General features: G+C 73.4%; 11 protein-coding genes and 3 pseudogenes. 7 read left to right on the top strand and 7 right to left on the bottom strand.

The window, feature by feature from the left end:
- Nucleotides 1–494 precede the first annotated feature (494 nt).
- Complete coding sequence (locus ACQEVC_RS26240) at nt 495–1,670, top strand: serine hydrolase domain-containing protein (RefSeq protein WP_432882352.1); 1,176 nt, start codon at nt 495–497, stop codon at nt 1,668–1,670.
- Here the strand turns inward: ACQEVC_RS26240 and ACQEVC_RS26245 are convergent.
- Nucleotides 1,637–1,828, bottom strand: a pseudogene (locus ACQEVC_RS26245) (sulfite exporter TauE/SafE family protein); the annotation flags it as partial. The gene ACQEVC_RS26240 and the pseudogene ACQEVC_RS26245 sit on opposite strands and share 34 nt — an antisense overlap.
- A gap of 177 nt (nt 1,829–2,005) precedes the next feature.
- Here ACQEVC_RS26245 and ACQEVC_RS26250 point away from each other — a divergent pair.
- A pseudogene (locus ACQEVC_RS26250) lies at nt 2,006–3,277 on the top strand (MFS transporter); the annotation flags it as partial.
- Nucleotides 3,278–3,371: 94 nt separating this feature from the next.
- Here the strand turns inward: ACQEVC_RS26250 and ACQEVC_RS26255 are convergent.
- On the bottom strand, nt 3,372–5,528 hold the full coding sequence (locus ACQEVC_RS26255; RefSeq protein WP_432882355.1) for an MMPL family transporter: 2,157 nt from the start codon (nt 5,526–5,528) through the stop codon (nt 3,372–3,374).
- A 185-nt stretch (nt 5,529–5,713) separates the two neighbouring features.
- On the opposite strand from ACQEVC_RS26255, the gene ACQEVC_RS26260 reads away from it, so the two are divergent.
- Nucleotides 5,714–6,871: a sensor histidine kinase gene (locus ACQEVC_RS26260; protein WP_432882358.1), complete on the top strand. Its 1,158-nt coding sequence runs from the start codon at nt 5,714–5,716 to the stop codon at nt 6,869–6,871.
- Entirely contained in the window at nt 6,868–7,515 is a 648-nt protein-coding gene (locus ACQEVC_RS26265; RefSeq protein ID WP_432882360.1) for a response regulator, read from the top strand. The genes ACQEVC_RS26260 and ACQEVC_RS26265 overlap by 4 nt, the downstream gene beginning before the upstream one ends.
- 519 nt (nt 7,516–8,034) lie before the next feature.
- On the opposite strand, the gene ACQEVC_RS26270 is transcribed toward ACQEVC_RS26265, so the two are convergent.
- Together ACQEVC_RS26270 and ACQEVC_RS26275 are read right to left on the bottom strand one after the other, a co-directional pair.
- Nucleotides 8,035–9,705, bottom strand: a complete 1,671-nt coding sequence (locus ACQEVC_RS26270; protein WP_432882363.1) for an MDR family MFS transporter — start codon at nt 9,703–9,705, stop codon at nt 8,035–8,037.
- Nucleotides 9,702–10,193 (bottom strand): MarR family winged helix-turn-helix transcriptional regulator, encoded by a 492-nt coding sequence (locus ACQEVC_RS26275; protein WP_432882366.1) that lies wholly within the window; start codon nt 10,191–10,193, stop codon nt 9,702–9,704. The genes ACQEVC_RS26270 and ACQEVC_RS26275 overlap by 4 nt, the downstream gene beginning before the upstream one ends.
- Nucleotides 10,194–10,300: 107 nt before the next feature.
- Between ACQEVC_RS26275 and ACQEVC_RS26280 the strand changes: the two genes are divergently transcribed.
- Nucleotides 10,301–10,882, top strand: coding sequence for a TetR/AcrR family transcriptional regulator (locus tag ACQEVC_RS26280; protein ID WP_432882368.1), 582 nt, complete (start codon nt 10,301–10,303; stop codon nt 10,880–10,882).
- Nucleotides 10,883–11,111: 229 nt separating this feature from the next.
- On the opposite strand, the gene ACQEVC_RS26285 is transcribed toward ACQEVC_RS26280, so the two are convergent.
- Nucleotides 11,112–14,498: a BTAD domain-containing putative transcriptional regulator gene (locus ACQEVC_RS26285; RefSeq protein WP_432882371.1), complete on the bottom strand. Its 3,387-nt coding sequence runs from the start codon at nt 14,496–14,498 to the stop codon at nt 11,112–11,114.
- Nucleotides 14,499–14,848: 350 nt separating this feature from the next.
- On the opposite strand from ACQEVC_RS26285, the gene ACQEVC_RS26290 reads away from it, so the two are divergent.
- On the top strand, nt 14,849–19,384 hold the full coding sequence (locus tag ACQEVC_RS26290; RefSeq protein ID WP_432882373.1) for a glycoside hydrolase family 2 TIM barrel-domain containing protein: 4,536 nt from the start codon (nt 14,849–14,851) through the stop codon (nt 19,382–19,384).
- 37 nt (nt 19,385–19,421) lie between these two features.
- On the opposite strand, the pseudogene ACQEVC_RS26295 reads toward ACQEVC_RS26290, so the two are convergent.
- Nucleotides 19,422–19,604: pseudogene (locus ACQEVC_RS26295) on the bottom strand (hypothetical protein); the annotation flags it as partial.
- Nucleotides 19,605–19,742: 138 nt separating this feature from the next.
- Between ACQEVC_RS26295 and ACQEVC_RS26300 the strand changes: the two are divergent.
- A complete protein-coding gene (locus ACQEVC_RS26300) occupies nt 19,743–19,901 on the top strand; it encodes a hypothetical protein (RefSeq protein WP_432882375.1) in 159 nt (52 codons plus the stop codon).
- Nucleotides 19,902–20,211: 310 nt separating this feature from the next.
- On the opposite strand, the gene ACQEVC_RS26305 is transcribed toward ACQEVC_RS26300, so the two are convergent.
- Nucleotides 20,212–20,343 (bottom strand): hypothetical protein, encoded by a 132-nt coding sequence (locus tag ACQEVC_RS26305; RefSeq protein ID WP_432882378.1) that lies wholly within the window; start codon nt 20,341–20,343, stop codon nt 20,212–20,214.
- Between the last annotated feature and the right edge of the window lie 22 nt (nt 20,344–20,365).

Raw genomic sequence — 20,365 nt, forward strand, 5'->3', positions numbered from 1 at the left:
AGGACCGGCGGCGCGGTCGCGTCCAGTACAGGGACTGCGGTAAGCAGCGCTATCCGCACCCGTCGACCGACGGCGGGCATCTCTGCTCCGGCTGCGCCGGTCGCCGTCGACACCGGAACGATGCGGTGGCTGCGGAGCAGAGGCGGTGGTGGTCGCTCGCGCCGAGGACGGACGAGCCGGTGCCACCGCTGCTGGGTAGCCAACCACCTCGCGCCCTGTTCGGGCTGCGGCCGGACCAGCAGGCCTGTCGCCCGCCGCGACGACGGGAACGCCTCCGCGACCGAGCCGCAAAGCTCGGACTGACGAACGCACCCCATGCCCGTAACGGCGCGCTCGCGGCCCTCGCCGCCCAACGCCACCAGCACTGCTCGCCGACCGGATCGGCTTTGTCGGTTGGTGCCGCCGCGCAGTGGTCCAAGGCCACCGGCGCGACGCGCGGCACCTACGTCGGACTCCGCGAACTTGAGGGCCGAGGGTGTCGCTATGAGGCAGACATGCCATCCGCCGACCTGCATTTTCTTGACGACGGGCGGAAGGTCACCTGCCGTCGGACCCATCGTCGTGTACCGGTCGGGATCCGGCACTCCGGTGCCCGGCCGCCAACCGACGTCGCCGCCCTGGCCGCGCTCAGCCTCAGTCCCGCGTCGCCGGGGGCGCACGCCACCGTGCAGGACGCTCTCGACCGCACCGTGAACAACGCCGGGGCCCCCGGCATCGTCGCCGAGGTCATCCGCGGCCGCTCCCGCTGGTTCGGGTCCGCGGGCCTGTCCGACACCGCCACCGGGCGGGCCCGGACGTCGTACGAGCAGTTCCGCATCGGCAGCGCCACCAAGGCCTTCACCGCCACCGTGGTGCTGCAACTCGCCGCCGAGCACCGGATCGGCCTCGACGACACGGTCGAGCAGTGGCTGCCCGGCCTCGTACAGGGCAACGGCTACGACGGCCGGGCCGTTACGATCCGGCAGTTGCTGAACCACACCAGCGGCATCTTCGCGTACACCAACGCCCAGGAATTCTTCGTCAACGGCATCGGCGCGGCCTGGTACGAGCACCGCTACGACCGGTACACCCCGGCGCAACTGGTGAAGGTGGCGCTGGCGCACCCGCCGTACGCGGCCCCCGGCGAGCGGTTCGTCTACTCCAACTCCAACTACATCCTCGCCGCGATGATCGTCGAGAAGGTGACCGGGCGGACGTTCGCCCAGGAGATCGACCGGCGCATCGTACGCCCGCTCGGCCTGACCGGCACGTACCTGCCCGCCACCGGTGACGCCGGCATCCGCGGCCCGCACCCGGTCCACTACTCGCCCCTGTTCTCCGCCGACCCGAACCCGCAGATCCACGACGCGACGGCCCCGCCACCGCCCTGGTGGCTGGATGCCTTCTGCGCCCCCTCTTCCCTGGCGGAGGCCGCGTCCAGCCGCGGCCTCCGCGACGGCAGCCTCCACGACCCGAGCGCCGAACGACCTCATCGAGTCCACCCCACCCGGCAGACGACTGAGCCGGGTCCGCTACCCAAGCGCGGGGCCGACCACGGCGACGACGAGGCGAAGACGCGGGGTCCGGGGATGGCGAAGACGCGGATGCAGGCACCCAAGACAACGCCGGACAGTGTGCCGGTGAGAAGAAACCGGGTCAGGGGCCAGGCGAGTCCTCCAGCGCGCCGATAGCGGACGAGCGCTCCAGGCCCGGCTACGACGTTGGACAGCAGGTTGGTAGGAGTGACGGCCGGGCTGGGGACGTGCAGCAGGCTGAGCTGGACCGGCAGCAGGAACACGGCGCCGTTGTCATCGGGTTGCGTCGAGAGCGCTCCCAGGGGTGCGATCACCTAGACAGCCCAATCGCGACAGCACGGCGGGTTCGATCCGCGCAGCGCAGCGCGGCGGGCGGCTCGACCTCCAGCCGCCGACCGACGGACCGCACGGGTGGCAGGCCACCCGGTGGCTCACCCGATCGGCCGGGACCGGCGAAGAGGCTGGCCGTCGAGGAAGCGGAGGAGCAGCAGGTGAACGCATCCACCGATACGCACCGGCCACCGGTCGTACCCCGGCAGGTCCTGGCCGCCCGGACCGGCGTCGCCGTGGTCTTCGGGCTCAACGGGCTCGCCGTCGCCTCCTGGTTCGCCCGGGTGCCGGCGGCCCGGGACGCGCTCGGGCTCACCCCGGGGCGGTTGGGCCTGCTGCTGCTGGCGCTCTCCGCGGGTGCCCTGCTGGCACTGCCGACCGCCGGGGCCTTGGCGCAGCGGTTCGGCGCCGCCCGCGTGGTGGCCGCCGCGACGGGGCTGGCCGCGCTCGGACTGGCGCTGGCCGGAGTCGCGGCCGGAAGCTGGCACGCCGTACCGGCCGTCGCGGTCGGACTCTTCGCCGTCGGGTACGGCTCCGGCACCTGCGAGGTCGCCATGAACGTCGAGGCGGCGGCGGTCGAACGGCGGCTCGGCCGTACCGTGATGCCCCGGTTCCACGCCGCCTGGAGCCTCGGCACCGTGGCCGGGGCGGTCGCCGGAGCCGGCAGTGCCCGGCTCGGCGTGCCGATCGGGGTGCATCTCGGGCTGGCCGCCGTGGCGATGGTCGCCGGTACGTTACCCGCGGTCCGCTCGTTCCTGCCGGATCGCGACCCTCGCCCGGCCGACGGGAAGAGCGGCCGGGCCTGGGCCGGCGGTGCGCTGGCCGCCTGGCGGGAGCCCCGTACCCTGCTGATCGGCCTGTTGGTGCTGGTGATGGCCTTCACCGAGGGGACCGCCAACGACTGGCTGGCACTGGCCTTCGTGGACGGCCACCGGGTATCCGACGCCGTCGGCGCGCTGGCCTTCGGGGTCTTCGTCGCCGCGATGACGATCGGCCGCACCGCCGGCACGATCGCGCTGGACCGCTGGGGCCGGGTACCGGTACTCCTCTGCACCACCACGTTGGCCGCGATCGGCGCCACGGTGGCGGTACTGGCCAGCCCGTGGCCGCTGGCGATGGCCGGGGTGCTGCTGTGGGGGCTCGGCACCTCGCTCGGCTTTCCGATGGGGATGAGCGCGGCGGCCGACCAGGAGGACCGGGCCGCCGCCCGGGTCAGCGTGGTGGCGGCGATCGGCTACACCGCCTTCCTCGCCGGGCCGCCCCTGGTCGGGTTGCTCGGCGACCGGGTCGGCAGCCTCCGGGCCCTGCTGGTCGTGCCGCTGATCCTGCTGCCCGCGCTCCTGCTGGTGCCGGCCGCCCGCCCACCCGCCGACGGCCGGCCCGGACACGCCGACGCGGGAGACCGGCCTGCCCGCCCGGGAGACGAGCCCGCTGACGGTTGGGGAACTCTGGGCGACGACCGGGACGGGTCCGCCGTCGGTCGGGCCGCGGCCGCCGGCTCGGCGCCCGGGCCCGGGCTGCCGCCGGTCAGTTCTCCTGAAGGTGCCAACGCTGGTGGAGCCGCCTGAGCGGGGCAGGCGCCCACCAGTTGGCCCTACCGGCGAGTCGCATGACGGCCGGCACCAGCAGCCCACGGATGATGGTGGCGTCCACCAGGATCGCCAGGGCGAGGCCGATTCCCATCAGCTTCAGGAAGCTCATGCCGCTGACTCCGAAGGCGGCGAACGAGACGGCCAGCACTACGGCCGCGGCCGTGATCAGCCGGCCGGTCTTGGCCAGCCCGGTGGCGATCGCCTGGGCGTTGTCGCCGGTGCGGTCGTACTCCTCCTTGATCCGGGAGAGCAGGAAGACCTCGTAGTCCATCGACAGGCCGAAGGCGACGCAGAACATCAGGATGGGCATCGACACGTCGAGTTGGCCGGTGGCGGTGAAGCCGAGGACCCCGGAGAGATGCCCCTCCTGGAAGATCCACACCATCGCGCCGAAGGTCGCCGTCAGGGACAGCAGGTTCAGCAGGATCGCCTTGACCGGGACCAGGATGCTGCCGAAGACGGCGAAGAGCAGTACCGCGGTGGTCGTCGCGATGAGCGCCAGCGCCAGCGGCAGCCGGTCGCCGATGGCGGCCTTGGCGTCCACGAGTTCCGCCGCGTCACCTCCGACACCGAAGTCGAAGGGCGGATCCAGTGCCCGGATCTCCTCGACGAGCCGCTCGCCCTCGGCCGAGCGCAGCACCACGGCGGGGACCACGCTCAGCCAGGCGCCGCCCGGCGCCGCGTGCGGCGTCACGTCGGCGACGCCGTCGACCGCGCCGACCTGGCCGGCGAAGGCCGTCACGGCCCCGGCGTCCGCGCCGTCGGCGTCGACGCCGGGCAGGGCGATCCCGAACTCCTCGGTGCGGTTGCCGGCGAACCCGCTCTCGATCGCCTCGACGACCTGCCGGGCCTCGTTGGACGGCGGCAGCGCCTGGTGCGACGGCAGTCCCGGGTCGACGCCGAGGAACGGGATGCCGAGCGCCAGCAGGAAGACGACGACTCCGGTCGCGACCGGTACCGGCCGGCGCATCACCGCACCGGCGAGCCGGTACCAGAAGCCCGGCCCGGCCGGCCGTCCAGCCTTGCCGGCCCGCCCACCGGTGAGCCGGGCCGTACGCCGGCGCGACCGCAGCGACCCGGCGTTCACCCTCGGGCCGAGGGTCGCCAGCAGGGCCGGCAGGGTCAGCAGGGCCCCGGCCGCGGCGCAGACCACCACCGCGATTCCGGCATAGGCGAACGACCGCAGGAAGGACAGCGGAAAGACCAGCAGCGCCGAGAGCGAGACGGCGACGGTGAGCGCCGAGAACGCCACCGTACGGCCGGCCGTCCGCACGGTCCGCACCACCGCCTCCTCCGTCGGCCGGCCGGAGGCCAACTCCTCGCGGAACCGGCTCAGGATGAACAGCGAGTAGTCGATCGCCAGCCCGAACCCGAGCCCGGTCATCAGATTGATCGAGTAGACCGAGACGTCGGTGAGTCGCGCGATGCCGGAGAGCGCGAGGAGCGCGCCGAGCACCGCGACCGCCGAGACGGCCAGCGGCAGGGTCGCCGCCACGATCCCGCCGAAGACGAACAGCAGCAGAAGGAGTGTCGCGGGGACCGCGATCAGCTCGGCCCGGACCAGGTCGCTGTCGAGCTGCTCGCCGATCGCCTCGTCGATCGTGTACCCGCCGCCCACCCGGACGGTGAGCGGGCCGCGATCTCCGGCGTACTCCGCCGCGATACCGGCCGCGGCCGCCTCGACCTGCTCCTCGTCGCCGGCCAGGTCGACCACGACCAGCGCCGCGCCGCCGTCGGTCGAGCGGAGCGCCGGCTGCCCGCCCGTCGACCAGTACGAGCTGATCCCGAGCACCCCGGGATCGTCGGCGAGTTCACGGGTCAGCGCCGTGCCGGCCGCCGCCACCGCCGGGTCGTCCACCCCGGCGCCGTCGGCGGCCCCGACCAGCAGGACCAACTCGGGTCGGGGCGCGCCGGCCCCGGCCAGGAAGGCTTCGGCCCGGGTCGACTCGGCGTCCGGGTCCGCGAAGCCGCCCCCGCCGAGCTGGCCGAAGACGCCGGATCCGGCCGCACCGGCGGCGACGACGAAGAGGACGGTCAGGGCCAGCACCAGCCGGCGGCGGTGGACGACGAAGTGACCGATTCTGCTGAACACGGCGATCTCCTGGGGTGGCGGGAAGGGACTGCCCGCCATGCTCTGTTCCGGACCCGTCCGGCCACATCGGACCGGCGAACGCTTCGGTACGGGCCCGGGCCGGGTCCGGACCCGTACCGGAGACCGGGTCGGGGGCGTACCCGGGGACGGGGCCGACCGACCCGGCACGGCGGTAGTCTGCGGGCGTGGAGCAGACGGGGCTGCGGGCCTGGGGTGGTTCGTTCACCACCGGCCTGGCCTTTCCGGTCGCGGCCCTGGTGGCGGCGCTGCTCGTCTTCCTGACCACCGGCATCACCGTCGGCCTGGTCGGCACGCTCGTCGTCGCCCTGCTGCCCTGGGCGCTGCTGGCCGGCCAGGTCAGGGTCGGGCCGTGGCCGATGGCGGCGTTCGGCGTCGGCGTGCCGGCGCTGGTGACCTTCTGGTACGACGCGCCGGGCGCCATCTTCCTGGCCATGCTCGCGGTGGCCTGGCTGGCGGCGATGGGCAGGTCGTGGCCGGCCGAGACGGTGGCCGTGGTCGGCGCGGCCGCCGTGCCGGTGGTGCTGGTCGCGGTCGACGGCGAGTGGCGCGAGGACTATCCCGCCGTCGTCTTCTTCGGCACCGGAACGCTGTTCACCTGGTTGATCGGCCGTATCCTCCGGCGGGAGCGGCAACTCGTCGCCGCGCTGACCGAGGCGCACGACCGGCTCGACGTGGCGGCAGCCGCGGCCGAGCGCCGCCGGATCGCGCACGACGTGCACGACGCGGTCGGGCACGGGCTCACCGTCGTGCTGCTCAACCTGGTCGGCGCCCGACAGGTGCTGGACCGCAACCCGGCGGCGGCGGCCGAGGCGCTGGACCGGGCCGAGCAGGTCGGCCGGGACAGTCTCCAGTCCGTACGGGCGATCGTCGGCCTGCTGCGCGATCCCGGCGAGAGTGGTGGGGCGCAACCGCCGCTGCCCGGTGCGGCGGACATCGTCGACCTCGTCCGGGGCGCGGCCGAGGCCGGTTTGCCGGTCCGCACCGAGCTGGTCGGCGACCTCGGGTCGGTCGACACCTACACCGGGCTCGCCGCGTTCCGGATCGTGCAGGAGGCGGTCAGCAACGTCCGGCACCACGCCCCGGGGGCCGAGGCGGTGGTCCGGATCGTCCGGCACCCGGACCGCCTCGCGGTGTCGGTACGCAACGGTGCCCCGGCCCGGACCCCCACCCCGAGCGGTCGGGGCGGCGGCACCGGCCTGGCCGGCATGCGCCAGCGCGTCGACGCGCTCGGCGGCACCGTGTCGGCCGGACCGGACGGCGACGGTTGGCTGGTCGAGGCGTCGTTGCCGGTGCGGCGTACCGGCGCGGAGGTGCCCGGGTGATCCGGATCGTGCTCGTCGACGACCAGGAACTCGTCCGGGCGGGACTGCGGCTGATCCTGTCGGCCCACGACGATCTCGCGATCGTCGGCGAGGCGGCCGACGGCCGGGCCGGCGTCGACCTCGCGGGTCGGCTGGGCCCGGACGTCGTGCTGATGGACATCCGGATGCCGGTGCTGGACGGGATCGAGGCGACCCGGCGGTTGGCCGGCGTGGAGGGGGCCCCACCGGTGCTGGCACTGACCACGTTCGGGGACGACGAGGTGCTCTGGGGTGTCATCGAGGCCGGCGCGGCGGGTTTCGTGCTGAAGGACGCGCCCGCGGCGGAACTGGTCGGCGCGATCCGGGTCACCGCCCGGGGCGGCTCGTGGTTCGACCCACAGGTTGCCGCCCGGGTGCTGGCGCTGGTCCGGGGCCGCCGCGCGGGCCGGCCGGCGTCCTCGGTGGCCGCGCTGACCGGCCGCGAGCTGGAGGTGCTCCGCCTGGTGGCGTCGGGCGCGAACAACGTCGAGATCGCCGGGACGCTGCACCTGAGCGAGCGGACCGTGAAGGGACACGTCTCGGCGATCTTCCTCAAGCTCGGCGTCCGGGACCGGGCCGGCGCCATCGTCCGGGCCTACGACGCCGGCATCGTGCCCGGCCGGTGACGGCCTCGGCGACCGGCGCTGGTGACCTTGCCGCGTGCTGGGCGCTGCTGGGCAGATGCCGGACGGTGTGCGCGGGGCCGAGTTGGCGGCGCGCCGCCGTCGCGCCGGGCTCGAACCGCTGGTGGACCACGCACGGCAGCGGCGCCAGCGGGACCGGGATGGCGGCTGCCCGGTCGAAAGGTGAGGACGTCCGGAAGCATGGCCACACCGAGATCGGGGAGCACCGGAATGGCGAGCACGGCGGCGGAACTGCCTGATGTTCTGGAACACGCTGGTGGAGCCGTCGAGCCGTGGAGCCGTGGAGCCGTGGAGCCGTGGAGCCGTGGAGCCGTGGAGCCGTGGAGCCGTGGAGCCGTCGAGCCGTCGAGCTGACGAGGCGTCGAGCCGTTGAGCTGACGAGGCGTCGGGCAGCCGGTGCGGGGCGCCCTGCGGGCTTCCGGGCTGGAGCCTGGGTCCGACGCCGGACGACCAGCCCGGTGGGGCTGGTCGTCCGGATCCGTGCGGTGCCCGCCGGCCGGGTCACGGCCGGCGGGCACCGGTGTGCGGGGTCAGCGTCGGGTCGCCACCGGCGTCCGGTGCCGGGTCGGTGGCCGGCGGGGCGCCGTCGATGGCACCCGCCGCGGTGGCCGCGTGGGTGGCCGGGTCCGGCAGGTCGAGGCTGGTCCGCAGGGTGACCGGCTTGAGCAGGGCGGCGGCGATCACCCCGATTACCGCGATCGCCGCGGAGATCAGGAAGATGTGCCCGGTGGCGTCGCCGTAGGCGTTGCGGACGATCTGCGCGACGGCGTCCGGCAGCCCGGACAGGTTGAGACTGCCGCCGGCGCTGCCCGCTCCGGACGCCGGGATACCGGCTGCGGTCAGGTCCTGGGTGATCTGCTCGGTGACCCGACGGGCGAGCACCGCACCCAGTACGGAGACTCCGATGGTGCCGCCGAGTGAGCGGAAGAACGCGACCGAGGAACTCGCCGCCCCGATGTCCTTCAGCGGTACGGCGTTCTGCACGGCGAGGACCAGGTTCTGCATGGTCATCCCCACCCCGATCCCGACGAGCAGCATCGCCCCGCTGATGAAGACCAGGGACGTCTGGTGGTCGATGGTGCCGAGCATCAGGAAACCGGCGACCAGGACGATCGCCCCGACCACGATGTACGGCTTGATCCGGCCACTGCGGGTGATCAGCCGCCCCGCGACGATCGACGACGCGAGCACCCCGACCATCATCGGGATGGTGAGCAGGCCGGCCTCGGTCGGGCTGTAGCCACGGCCGATCTGGAAGTACTGGCCGAGGAAGACGGCGCCGCCGAACATCGCCATCCCGACCGCCAGGCTGGCGACGATCGACAGTGCCGTGGTGCCCTGCCGGACGATGTCGAGTGGTACGACCGGCTCGGCGGCGCGGGCCTCGACCACGACGGCGAGGCCGAGCAGGACCAGCGCGGCGCCGACCATGGCACCGGTCTGCCAGGAGAGCCAGTCGAACGAGCCGTCGACGAACGAGATCCAGACGAGCAGCACGCTGACCCCGGCGGCGATCAGGGTGGCGCCGAGATAGTCGATCTTCACGTTCTGGCGGCGGATCGTGACCAGGTGAAGGGTGGCCTGGAGGACGAGCAGGGCGATGATCGCGATCGGTACGCCGACGAAGAAGCACCACCGCCAGCCGAGCCAGGACGTGTCGACGATGAGCCCGCCGAGCAGCGGTCCGCCGACGGTGGCGAGCGCCATCACGCCGCCGAGGTAGCCGTTGTAGCGGCCGCGCTCCCGGGGCGGGATCATCGCGGCGATCACCACCTGGACCAGGGCCTGCAACCCACCGACCCCGATGCCCTGGAAGGCGCGGGCGGCGATGATCTGGCCGGCGTTCTGGCTCAGCCCGGCCACCACGGAGCCGAGTACGAAGATCACGATGGCGGTCTGGACCAGGGCCTTCTTGTTGAACAGGTCGGCCAGCTTGCCCCAGATCGGGGTGGTCGCGGTCGCGGTGAGCAGGGTGGCGGTGACCACCCAGGTGTACTGGGTCTGCGTTCCGTTCAGCGCTCCGATGATCTTGGGTAGCGCGGTCGAGACGACGGTGCTGCTGAGCATCGCGACGAAGAGCACCAACAGCAGGCCGCTGAGCGCCTCCAGGGTGCGCCGATGGGTCATCGGCTCCGCTTGCGGCGCGGGTGCGAGGGTTGTCGGTGCGCTCATCGCGCGGCCTCCAGCTTTTCTTGAGGGTTGATCTGTCCCGGGGCCCGGTCGAGGCTGCCCTGGATGTCGGTGACGAACCGGTCGAGCGCGCTGGTCAGCGCGTCGATCTCCGCCGGGCTCCAGTCGGCGAGCGCGGCGCGGAGCAGGTCGCCGTACCAGTCGCGGGCGTCGGCCAGTGCCGTACGCCCCTCGTCGGTGAGCACGAGGAAGCTCGCCCGCCGGTCGGCCGGGTCGGCGCGCCGGGTCACCAGGCCCCGCGCCACCAGCGCGGCGACCGCCCGGCTGACCGTCGACGGGTCGAGTCCGGACCGGTCGGCGAGTTCCTTGGCGTGGCAGCCGGCCGCCTCGTCGGTCTGCAACAGCATGCCGACCAGGCCGGACGGTACGGCCGGCCGTTCGATCGCGCGTCGGTGCCGGATCAGCCGCATGGCCGACATCAGGTCGCGGAGCCGGTCACCGAGCTCGGTGTGTCGAGCGGTGGTGTCCACCTCGCCTCCTCGGTCGGTTGGTTGTCACACACAAGGATTCCGAGTCGCTGCTCAGTGCGCAAGTTTTCGCTTTGAGAAATGAATCACCGCCACGTAGGCTGTTCCCGATGGATGAGACGGTGGGGCGGCGGGAGCGCAAGAAGGCTGCGACGCGCGAGGCACTGCACCGGGCGGCGCTCCGGCTCGCCGCCGAGCAGGGACCGGACCGGGTGACCGTGGAGGCGATCGCGGACGCCGCCGACGTGTCCCGCCGAACGTTCTCGAACTACTTCGCGAACAAGGAAGAAGCCCTCTTCCATGCCGATCTGGTGCGAATCCGGCGTCTGCTGGAGTTGGTGCACGCCCAGCCGCTCGACGAGCCGCCCTGGACCGCGCTCACCCGGGCTGCCGAGCAACTGGCCCGGGAGAGCGACGGCCTCGACCCGCTGTGGTTGGCCCAGCGGCGGTTGATCCGCAACCATCCCAGCCTCGCCGCCCACCAGATCACCGCGTACGGCGCCGTCGAGCAGGAGTTCACCGCCGAGATCGCCCGTCGGCTGCCCGAGGCGCCGGAGAGCCCGCTACGCGCCCGGGTACTCGCCGGGACGTTCCTGCACGCACTGCGCGCGGCGACCCAACACTGGACCGACCATCCGGAGCGCCCCCTGGTCGAACTGGTGCGTGCCGCCCTCGGCTACGTGACCCCATGACCGGCGGACCGGCCTCGACCGGTCGCCGGAACGGGCTCCGGTCGGTGTCACAGGGGCCCGGAGCCTGCCGGTGTCACCGGGACCCGGAGCCGGGACGTCACGCTCGACCTCCTCGTCGGCGCGACCCGCTCGCCGGTTCGCCGGACCTGCCGCTTGCCGTCGGTCGCCACCGCAGCTCGCTGCGCGCGGGGTCGCCGACCGGCGCGGCGGGACCGGGGCCGCGCCCGAATCAGGCGGGGTTCGGTAGCGGCTTACCGAGCCGTGCCCGGGTCTCCGCCGCGAACGGCGAACCGATCGCGGCGAACAGCTCCGCCGCCTCCCGCCACCGTTCCGTCGCCTCCGGGCGTTCGCGGAGCGCGGCGACCTCGCCGAGCAGGACCAGCGCCTGGGCCTGGCCGAGCCGGCATCCCGACTCGCGGTGCAGCGTCAGCGCCAGCTCCGCGTCGTCCGACGCGTCGTCGAGCCGGCCCTCTCGTAGCCGCACTCGGGCGCGCAGCACCAGGGCCTTCGCCTCCATCAGCCGCAGCCCGGCCGCCCTCGCCCGGATCACCGCGTCCGGCTGAGCCGCGGAAACCGCGGTGCCGGACGGACCGGCCGGCGTGCCCGGGCCTCCGGTTGTCGGTGGACCGGCCACCGCGATCGGCGCGTTCGGTGGCTTCTGGTGCGAACCCGACCCCGGCGGGGACGGCAACGGCTCCCGGAGCGTCGGACCCGGCGGCGGTGCGGACCGGTCGGTGTCGAGGGCCTCCAGCAGGGCGAGACCGGCCAGCGACTCGATCTCGACCCGGGGATAGCCCAACTCGACCGCGAGGTCGTGGCTGCGCGCGTAGTGCGCCACCGCCAGGTCGGGTCGGTCGGTCAGCAGGTAGATCGAGGCGAGCGTGGCGAGCGAGTCGGCGGCGTACCGCCGGTGCCCGATCTGCTCGGTCAGCTCGACCGCGAGCCGGGCCTGCTCCTCGGCCCGGTCGTAGCGTCCGGCGTCCCGGTGCACCGTCGCCAGCCCCTGCCGCGCGATCGCCTCCTCGGGTCGCGCCCCGCACTCCTGATATCTGCCGAGCGAGTCCTCGAAGAGGACCAGTGCGCGGTCCAGGTTGCCCAGTTCCAGTTCCACCGCGGCGAGGTTGACCAGGGCGGTCGCCGCGCTGAACGGCGAGCCGTGCGTCTCGGCCAGCTCCAGGGCACGCGCGAAGTAGGTCCGGGCCCGGTCCAGCTCGCCGAGTTCGAGGCGGGCGACGCCCAGGTTGATCAGGGTGGAGACGGTCCGGGCCCGGGCCGACTCGCCGATCACGTCGACCCAGCGCAGCGAGCGGTCGAACTGCGCGGCGGCCTGCGTCAGCTCGCCGAGGTTGAGATGGACCAGTCCCCAGATGTTGGCGATGCTCGCGGCCAGCTCGGCCTGCTGGTGCGCCTCGGCCAGCGGCTGCGCCTCGGCGAGGTGGCCGAGCGCCTCCTGGAACCGGTTGGTGGCCACCCCCAGCGTCCCTCGGGTCAGCAGCATCATCGCCTCGGCCTGCTGGTCGGCAGTACGCCGGGCGGCGTCCAGCGCGGCCTCACTCATCGCGTCCAGCTCGGCCATGTGGTAGCGCAGCAGCATGTCCGGCCGGATCGCATAGGTGAGCAGCCAGGCGTACCGGGTGGGGCCCTGCCGCGCGGAGTGTTGCACGGCGGCGCAGATGCCGGCCCGCTCCGCGTCGAGCCAGTCCAGGGCGGCCCGGGCGGAGTCGTGCTCGGGTGTGCGCAGCCCGGACGGTGGCTCCGGGAGGCTGGCCGGGTACATCATCGGATAGCACCGGATCGTCGCGTCGTTGGCGCCGTAGAGATACCAGTCGAAGAGGCGGCGCAGCGCGGCCGCCCGCTCGTCCGCCGACTCGTCGGCGGCGGCCCGGTCGGCGGCGTAGAGCCGGAGCAGGTCGTGCAGGCGGAACCGCTCCATGGTGTGCCGCTCCACCAGGTTCGCCGCGGCGAGCTGGTCCAGCAGCCGGCCGGCGCGCTCCTCGTCGAGACCGAACAGCGCCGCCGCGCCCGGCACCGACACGTCTGGCCCGGGTACCAGCCCGAGCAGCCGGAACGCCCGTCGCTGCGCCTCGTCGGAGCCGGCGTAGGACAGGTCGAACGCCGAGCGGACCGTCAGGTTCTCGTCCCCGTCGGCGGTGAGCTTCGCCAGCCGGTCCCCGGCGGCGAGTTGGCTGGCGTACCGGGCCGGGTCGAGCGAGGGCCGGCCGGCCAGGTTCGCGGCGACGATCCGCAGCGCCAGGGGCAGTCTGCCGCAGAGGTCGGCCAGTTCCGCCGCCTCCTCGGCACCGAGCTGGTCCGGCCCGACGATCCGGCGGAGCAGCTCGTGCGCCTCGTCCGGGACGAGCAGGCCGAGCACCAGCCGGCGGGCGCCGTACAGCGCCGTCACCCCGCCGAGGTCCGAGCGGCTGGTGATCAGGACAGCGCAGCCCGGCCGACCGGGCAGCAGCGGCGCCACCTGCGCGGCGTCGGCGGCGTCGTCGAGGAGCAGCAGCACCCGACGGTCCGCGAGCCGGGACCGCAGCAGTGCGGCGCGTTCGTCCGTGTCGTCCGGCAGACCGACCGGATTTACCCCGGCGGTACGCAGCAGCTCGGCAAGTACGTGTGCCGGATCCCGCCGGCCCGGTCCCGCGCCGCGCAGCCGGACATACCACTGGCCGTCCGGGAAGTCGGCCCGGATCTGGTGGGCGACCCGGATACCGAGTGCGGACTTGCCCACCCCCGGCGGCCCGCTGACGACCACCACGGCCGGCCCGCCGCCCGTTGGTTGCCGCAGCTCGTCGAGGAGTTGCTTGAGTTCCCTGTTCCGGCCGACGAAGTCGCCGACGTCCAGCGGCAGTTGGCAGGAGGTCGTCCACTTTGCCGCCTCGGTGACGGCCCGGGTCGGGTCGCTGCCACCGGTCGGCGGCGGGTCACCCCGGAGCAGGGCCAGGTGGACCCGCTGCACCTCCTCGCCGGGGTCGACCCCCAACTCCTCCCGCAGGCGCCGCCGGACCTCGCGGTAGACGGCGAACGCCTCGCCGCGCCGGCCGCACCGGGTCAGGCCGATCATGAGCTGCACCCAGAAGCGCTCCCGTAACGGATACCGGCCGGTCAGGCCGTGTAACTCGGCGACCAGGGCCGAATGGTCGCCCGGTGCCCGCAGGTCGAGGTCGATGCGGCGTTCCAGCGCGGCCAGCCGGAGTTCGACCAGCCGGGGTACGACCTCGCGGTCCAGGTAGTCCGAGCCGACGTCGACCAGGGGCTCGCCCCGCCAGAGGTCGAGGGCCGCCCGGAGGGCGGCCGCCTCGGTCGCCTGGTCCGCCGCCTCCCTCGCCGTCTCGGCCCGCCGCAGCGCCGCCTCGAACCGGCCGACGTCGACGTCCTGCGGGTCGATCGCCAGCCGGTAACCGCCGACCTGGCGCTCGATCCGGACCGGTTCGGCACCGGCCTCGTCGAGGCTGCGGCGCAGCCGGGTCACGCAGGTGTGCACGGCGGCGCGGGGATTCTCCGGCGCGGCCGGACCCCAGATCGACTCCACCAGCTCGTCGACCGCGACGGACCGGGCCGGGTGGACCAGCAGGGCGGCGAGCAGTGCCCGCTGCCGGTTGGAACCGATCCGCACAGGACCACGAGCCGAGCGGATCTCAAGTGGTCCGAGAATCCCGAAGCGCATCCCTTGCCTCCCCCCGCAAGGATTTTTTCGAGTCTATTCCGTGGGTACGTCACTTCCGCAGTGGCATGTCCGGTTGTCGTCGGTAACGGTCTCGGCGACCGTCCAGGTGGGCGAGAAGAGGTTGGGCCCGATCGGTGACCATCGGCGGCGCCCGGCCGGGCCGCTCTCGGCCCGTGCGGTCCGGTCCGGTCCGGTCGAGACCCCGATTCTCTTGAATATCGTCGCTTCTGGATGTTAGGAAGAGTTGATAATTTTCGGTCTCTGTGCGGATCTGTCGAGATCCGGGTGGGAGGGTGTTGATGCCAGCACGAGGAATCCTCGCCGGGTTCACCCTCTTCGCCCTGCTGGTGCCCGGTGTGCTGCCGCCGGCCGCCGCGCACGCCGCCGAGCGCCGGGGCAGCGCCACCGCTGCCGGCGGTCCGGTCACCGTCGAGGACGTCTACCGCTACCTGGAGGATCCCGGGATGACCGGTGAGGGGCAGCAGCCGCCGCACGCGATGCTGCGCCCGTACCCGGACGCCCGCACCGCCGCCGCCGACGTCACCGAGCACAGTGCCCGGTCGCCCTGGATGCTGCCGCTGAACGGCGACTGGCGACTGACCATCGCCGACCGCCCCGACGAGGTGCCGGCCGGCTTCCACGCCGAGGGCTACGACGTCTCCGGCTGGCCGACCGCCACGGTGCCGCACACCTGGCAGTCCGACTTCGTCGACCACCCGATGTTCCGCAACATCCCCGAGGAGATCTGGCCCGACGACCCGCCCCGGGTGCCCCGGGACGTCAACCCCACCGGCGCCTACGTGCGCGCGTTCGAGGTCTCCCCGTCCTGGTCCGGCCGGCGTACGTTCCTGCGCTTCGAGGGCGTCACCAGCGGCTATTTCGTCTGGGTCAACGGCCGCTACGTCGGCTACGACCAGGGCGGCTACACCCCGGCCGAGTTCGACGTGACCGACGCGCTGCGCCCGGGCACCAACCGGGTCGCGGTGCAGGTGCACCGGTGGGGTTCGGGGGCGTACCTGGAGGACGTCGACCAGTGGCGCTACAGCGGCATCTTCCGCGACGTCTGGCTGTACGCCACCCCGCGGACCCACCTGCGCGACGCGTACGTCACCACCGACCTGGACGACCGGTACCGGGACGCCACCCTCACCGCCCGGGTCGCGCTGGCCGGCCCGGCCGACGGGTACACCGTGCGGGGCACCCTGCGCGACGCCGCCGGCCGGACGGTCGGCACGATGACCGGGCAGGGCACGCTCAGCACCACGGTGCGGGACCCGGCCAAGTGGAGCGCGGACGCGCCGCACCTGTACGCGCTGGTGCTGGAGTTGCTCGACCCGGACGGCCGGGTGGTGCACACCACCGCGCAGGCGGTCGGCTTCCGCGAGGTCGAGGTGCGCGACGCGCAACTGCTGGTCAACGGCGAACGCATCCTGATCAAGGGCACCAACCGGGCGGAGACCGACCCGGAGAGCGGCCGGCACGTCAGCCGGGCGGCGCAGCGCCGCGACGTCGCGCTGATGAAGAGCCTGCACATCAACGCGGTCCGCACCTCGCACTACCCCTCGGACCCCTACCTCTACGACCTGGCCAACCGGCACGGGCTGTGGATCGCCGACGAGGTGGACATCGAGACCCACTCCCACGAGGACTGCCCGGACAACTGCCTCGCCTCCCGGCCGGAGTGGCAGGCGGCGTTCGCGGACCGGTTCCAGGCTATGGTGCACCGCGACAAGAACCACCCGAGTGTGATCATCTGGGACACCGGCAACGAGGCGGGCCTGGGCACCGCGCACTTCGCGATGGCCGAGTGGGCGGACGCCAACGAGCCCACCCGGCTGCTCTACCACCAGTCCAACAACCCGAACGGCGACGCGCCGTACGCCGACGTGTGGGGGCCGCGCTATCCGACTCCCGGGTACGTCGAGTCCATCGCCAGCACCACCACCCGGCCGGTGGTCTTCGGCGAGTACGCCCACGCCATGGGCAACAGCGTCGGCAACTTCGACCGGTTCTGGGCGCTCGCCCGGCGCCACCCGTCGCTACAGGGCGGCTTCGTCTGGGACTGGGCCGAAGCCAACCTGCGCCAACCGCTGGTACTCACCCCGGACTCGTCGGCCAACCGGATCCAGGCGTTCTTCGTCGGCAAGCCGTCCCTGGTCGACGGGCGGCGCGGCCGGGCCGTCGCACTGTCCAGTCTGGACGACTTCGTCGACGTGTTCCGCGACCGCCGGCTCGACTTCACCGGTGCGGTGACCCTGGACGCCTGGGTACGGCCCGGCGAGTGGGCCGGCAGCTTCCCGGTCGTCACCAAGGGCCGGGCGTACGCCCTGCAGATGCGGGACCGCACGACCCTGGAGTTCGGGGTCACCACCGATGCCGGCTGGGCTTCGGTGGCCGCGCCGGTGCCGGCGAACTGGTACGACGGCTGGCACCGGGTCAGCGGCGGCTACGACGGGACGGCGTTGCGGCTCTACGTCGACGGCGTCGAGGTCGGCAGCCTCGCCCGCTCCGGCCCCCTGGACCCCGGTCTGTCCGAGGTGAACATCGGGCGCAACGCCGCCACCCAGCAGGACGACCTGCGTACCCGGTTGGCCCGGGGGCTGGTCGACGACGTCCGGGTCTACGGCACGGCGCTGACCGCCGACGAGCTGGCCGCCGACCCGGTGCACCGGGCCGCACTGGCCCTGGACTTCGACCGGACGCAGCCGCGCGGCGAGTTCGACAGCCTCGGGCTCAGCCTCTCCGGCACCGACGGGCTGGTCGGCACCGACCGCTACCTCCAGCCGGAGACCGTGGAGGTGGCCTGGGCACACGCGCCGGTCCGGTTCGGCACCGACGACGCGGCGACGGGCCGGGTCCGGGTGCAGAACGAGCAGCCGGCGGCCGCGCTCGACCTGCGGCTGCGCTGGTCGCTGGTCGAGGTGGACCGGACGCTCCGGTCCGGCACCCGCTCGCTGCGGCTCGGCCCGGGCCAGACCGTCGACCTCGCCCTCGGTGCCGCGCCGCCGAACCCGCAGGACCGGCAGCGCCGGCTGCGGCTGGAGGCGATCGGCACCGACGGCGTGCGGTACGGCTGGGACGAGTTCGCCGCCGGTGGCCGGGTGGTGCCCGGCGTACTCCCGTCGGCACCGGCCGGCGCCGCCCCCCGGTTGACCCGGGACGGCGAGACCGTGCTGGTCTCCGGTCCCGGTTGGCGGTACCGGTTCGACACCGGCACCGGCATCCTGCGCTCGATGACCTCCGGCGGCCGGGAGCTGCTGCGTACCGGTCCGGAACTCGACGTCTACCGGCCGCCGACCAGCAACGAGACGTACGGCTGGGGCACTGCCGACCGGGAGATCTGGCACGCGCTCGGCCTCGACCGGCTGCGGACCGAGGTGACCGGCGTGTCGTCCGCCGTGCAGGACGGTGCGGCGGTGGTCGAGGTGCGCAGCGTCGCCCGGGGCTCGGCGACCTTCGAGATCGACCAGACCATGCGGTACCGGATCGACGGGCGCGGCACCATCACCCTGCAACACCGGGTCACGCCACGCGGCGCGGGCGTCGGGCAACTGCCCTACCTGCCCCGGGTCGGCGTGCAGGTCCGGGTGCCGGACTCGATGCAGCGGTTCGCCTGGTACGGCCGGGGCCCGCAGGAGACCTACAACGACCGGCAGCGGGGCGCCTTCACCGGCGTCTGGCGCAGCACGGTGCACGAGGAGTACGTGCGCTACTCCCGGCCGCAGGCGTACGGGAACCACACCGGGGCCCGGTGGGCGTCGCTGACCGACGGCCGGCAGGGACTGCTGGTCGGCAGCTCCACCGGCGCCGACCTCGACGTCAGCGTCACCCCGTACGACGAGTTGGCCCGCGCCGAGTACGACTTCCAGCTTCCGCTGGTCCGAAATCAGGGCTGGGTGACGCTGCACGCCGCCGCCGGCGAGACCGGGATGGGCGAGACGCCGAACTCGGTGCTGGACGAATACCGGGTGCCGGCGAACCGGTCGCACGAGTACACCCTGACGCTGCGCCCGCTGACCGGGCGGGAGATCCGGGCCGGCGGGGTACCCGACTCCCGGACGGCCGCGCCCTGCCCGCCGGAGGTCGCGCTGCCGGCCGGAGCGGAGATCCGCCCCGGCGAACCGCAGCGGGTCGCGGTCACGGTCACCGCCCGGTGCGCCGACGGCCTGCGGGACGCGGTGGTGAGGCTGGCCGCGCCAGCCGGCTGGACGGTCAGCCCGGCCGCCGTCCCGCTGGCCGAGGTGGCGTTCGGGACACCCGAGGAGGCGGTCTTCGCGGTCACCGCGCCGCCGGAGACCGACTACGGCAGCTACGAGCTGACCGCGACGGTGGACGCGGTCGGCAACGGCTTCCCGAGCACCGTCGAGGCCCGCACGACGGTACGCGCCCCGCTGCCGCCGGGCGACCGCTGGGTGAGCGACCTGCCGTTCCTGGTGGCCGAGAACGGGTGGGGGCCGGTGGAGCGGGACATGAGCAACGGCGAGCAGCCGGCCGGTGACGGGGGGCCGCTGCGCATCGGCGCGACGACGTACGACAAGGGGATCGGGGCGCACGCAGCGTCGCGGATCGTGGTCGACCTGGCCGGCGGATGCAGCGCGTTCCGGGCCGACGTCGGGGTCGACGACGAGGTGGACGGGGGTTCGGTCGGCTTCGAGGTCTGGGTCGACGGCGAGCGGCGGGCCGCGACCGGGGTGCTGACCGGTGCGGCCGGGCCCGAGCGGATCTCCGCCGACGTCACCGGCGGTCAGCGGCTGGAGTTGCGGATCACCGACGGCGGCAACGGCAACGGTGAAGACCACGGCGACTGGGCGGCCGCCCGGTTGACCTGCTCCTGACGCCGGTCGAGCTGTTCCTCGCCCGCGATCGGCGGTCGGCCCAGCCCTCGACGTCGCCGTTCATCCAGTCCGCCTGGGTCGGCGGGTCGTACGGCAGCTCGTTCTGGTAGAGGATCGTCGTGCCGTCCTCGCCGTTCCAGACCGTGTTGTAGCGCTGGAAGTGCTCGACGAAGAGGCCGGTCGCGGTGACGTGGTCGCCGTTGATGACCGCGCCGTACGTCGTGTCGCGGGGTTCTGTCGATCCGGACGAGCCGGCCGGTTTGCCGAGCCGGCAAGTCTGCTTGCCGCTGCGCCGCTACCGGCGGATCGTCGGTGCCGGAAACCGAAGTCCGGGCCGAAACGGCGGGAGGCGCGACCCATGACCGACGAGAACGACGCCGGGCGGGCGGGAGCGGGGCAGCGCGACGAGGAGCGGACGGCGTCGGCGTCCCCTGACGACGAGCCGTTCTCGGCCCGCGCCGAACAGGAGAACTGCGAACGGGTTCTCGGCGACCGGCGGCACGGAATGGAGTTCTGAGGCCTGACCGTCTTCGGTGCGAGCAGATCGCGGTCAGCGGCAGCGCGCCGAAGAAGCTGGCCGCGAACCAGCCGTTGCGCACCGTCGCGTTGATCCATTGCATCGTACTGATGAAGGTGTGGTGGTCCGCGACGTGCAGATCCGGACACTGCTGGGCGAGCCGCCCCCATCCGCCCGTCGCATCCGCGCCGATGCCCGGGTGGCGGTCGGTCGCTTCCTCGCTCTGACCAACCGGCCCTGCTGACAGAGCGCTGTCCGGCTCGTGTCCGCAGACCCACGGCCGCAGACCATCGAGAAAGCGCGTACCGGACTAGGCGGTCTCCGAGTCGGCCGGCTGCGGTGCCCGCGCGGCCATGGCGATCCGTTCCAGCGCTGCCGCGTGGGCCAGAAACGCCTTCCGGCCGTGCGGGGTGAGCCGCGCCAAGGTGCGTCGCGCGCCCACCCCTGGCTGCTTGCGTACCTCA

Source organism: Plantactinospora sp. CA-294935 (genome assembly GCF_050936445.1).
GTDB lineage: Bacteria > Actinomycetota > Actinomycetes > Mycobacteriales > Micromonosporaceae > Plantactinospora.

Excerpts from the sequence above, each read along its gene's own strand:
- ACQEVC_RS26300 (WP_432882375.1), top strand. The coding sequence starts at position 19,743 with ATGACCGACGAGAACGACGCCGGGCGGGCGGGAGCGGGGCAGCGCGAC.
- ACQEVC_RS26240 (WP_432882352.1), top strand. The coding sequence starts at position 495 with ATGCCATCCGCCGACCTGCATTTTCTTGACGACGGGCGGAAGGTCACC.
- ACQEVC_RS26270 (WP_432882363.1), bottom strand. The coding sequence starts at position 9,705 with ATGAGCGCACCGACAACCCTCGCACCCGCGCCGCAAGCGGAGCCGATG.
- ACQEVC_RS26290 (WP_432882373.1), top strand. The coding sequence starts at position 14,849 with ATGCCAGCACGAGGAATCCTCGCCGGGTTCACCCTCTTCGCCCTGCTG.
- ACQEVC_RS26280 (WP_432882368.1), top strand. The coding sequence starts at position 10,301 with ATGGATGAGACGGTGGGGCGGCGGGAGCGCAAGAAGGCTGCGACGCGC.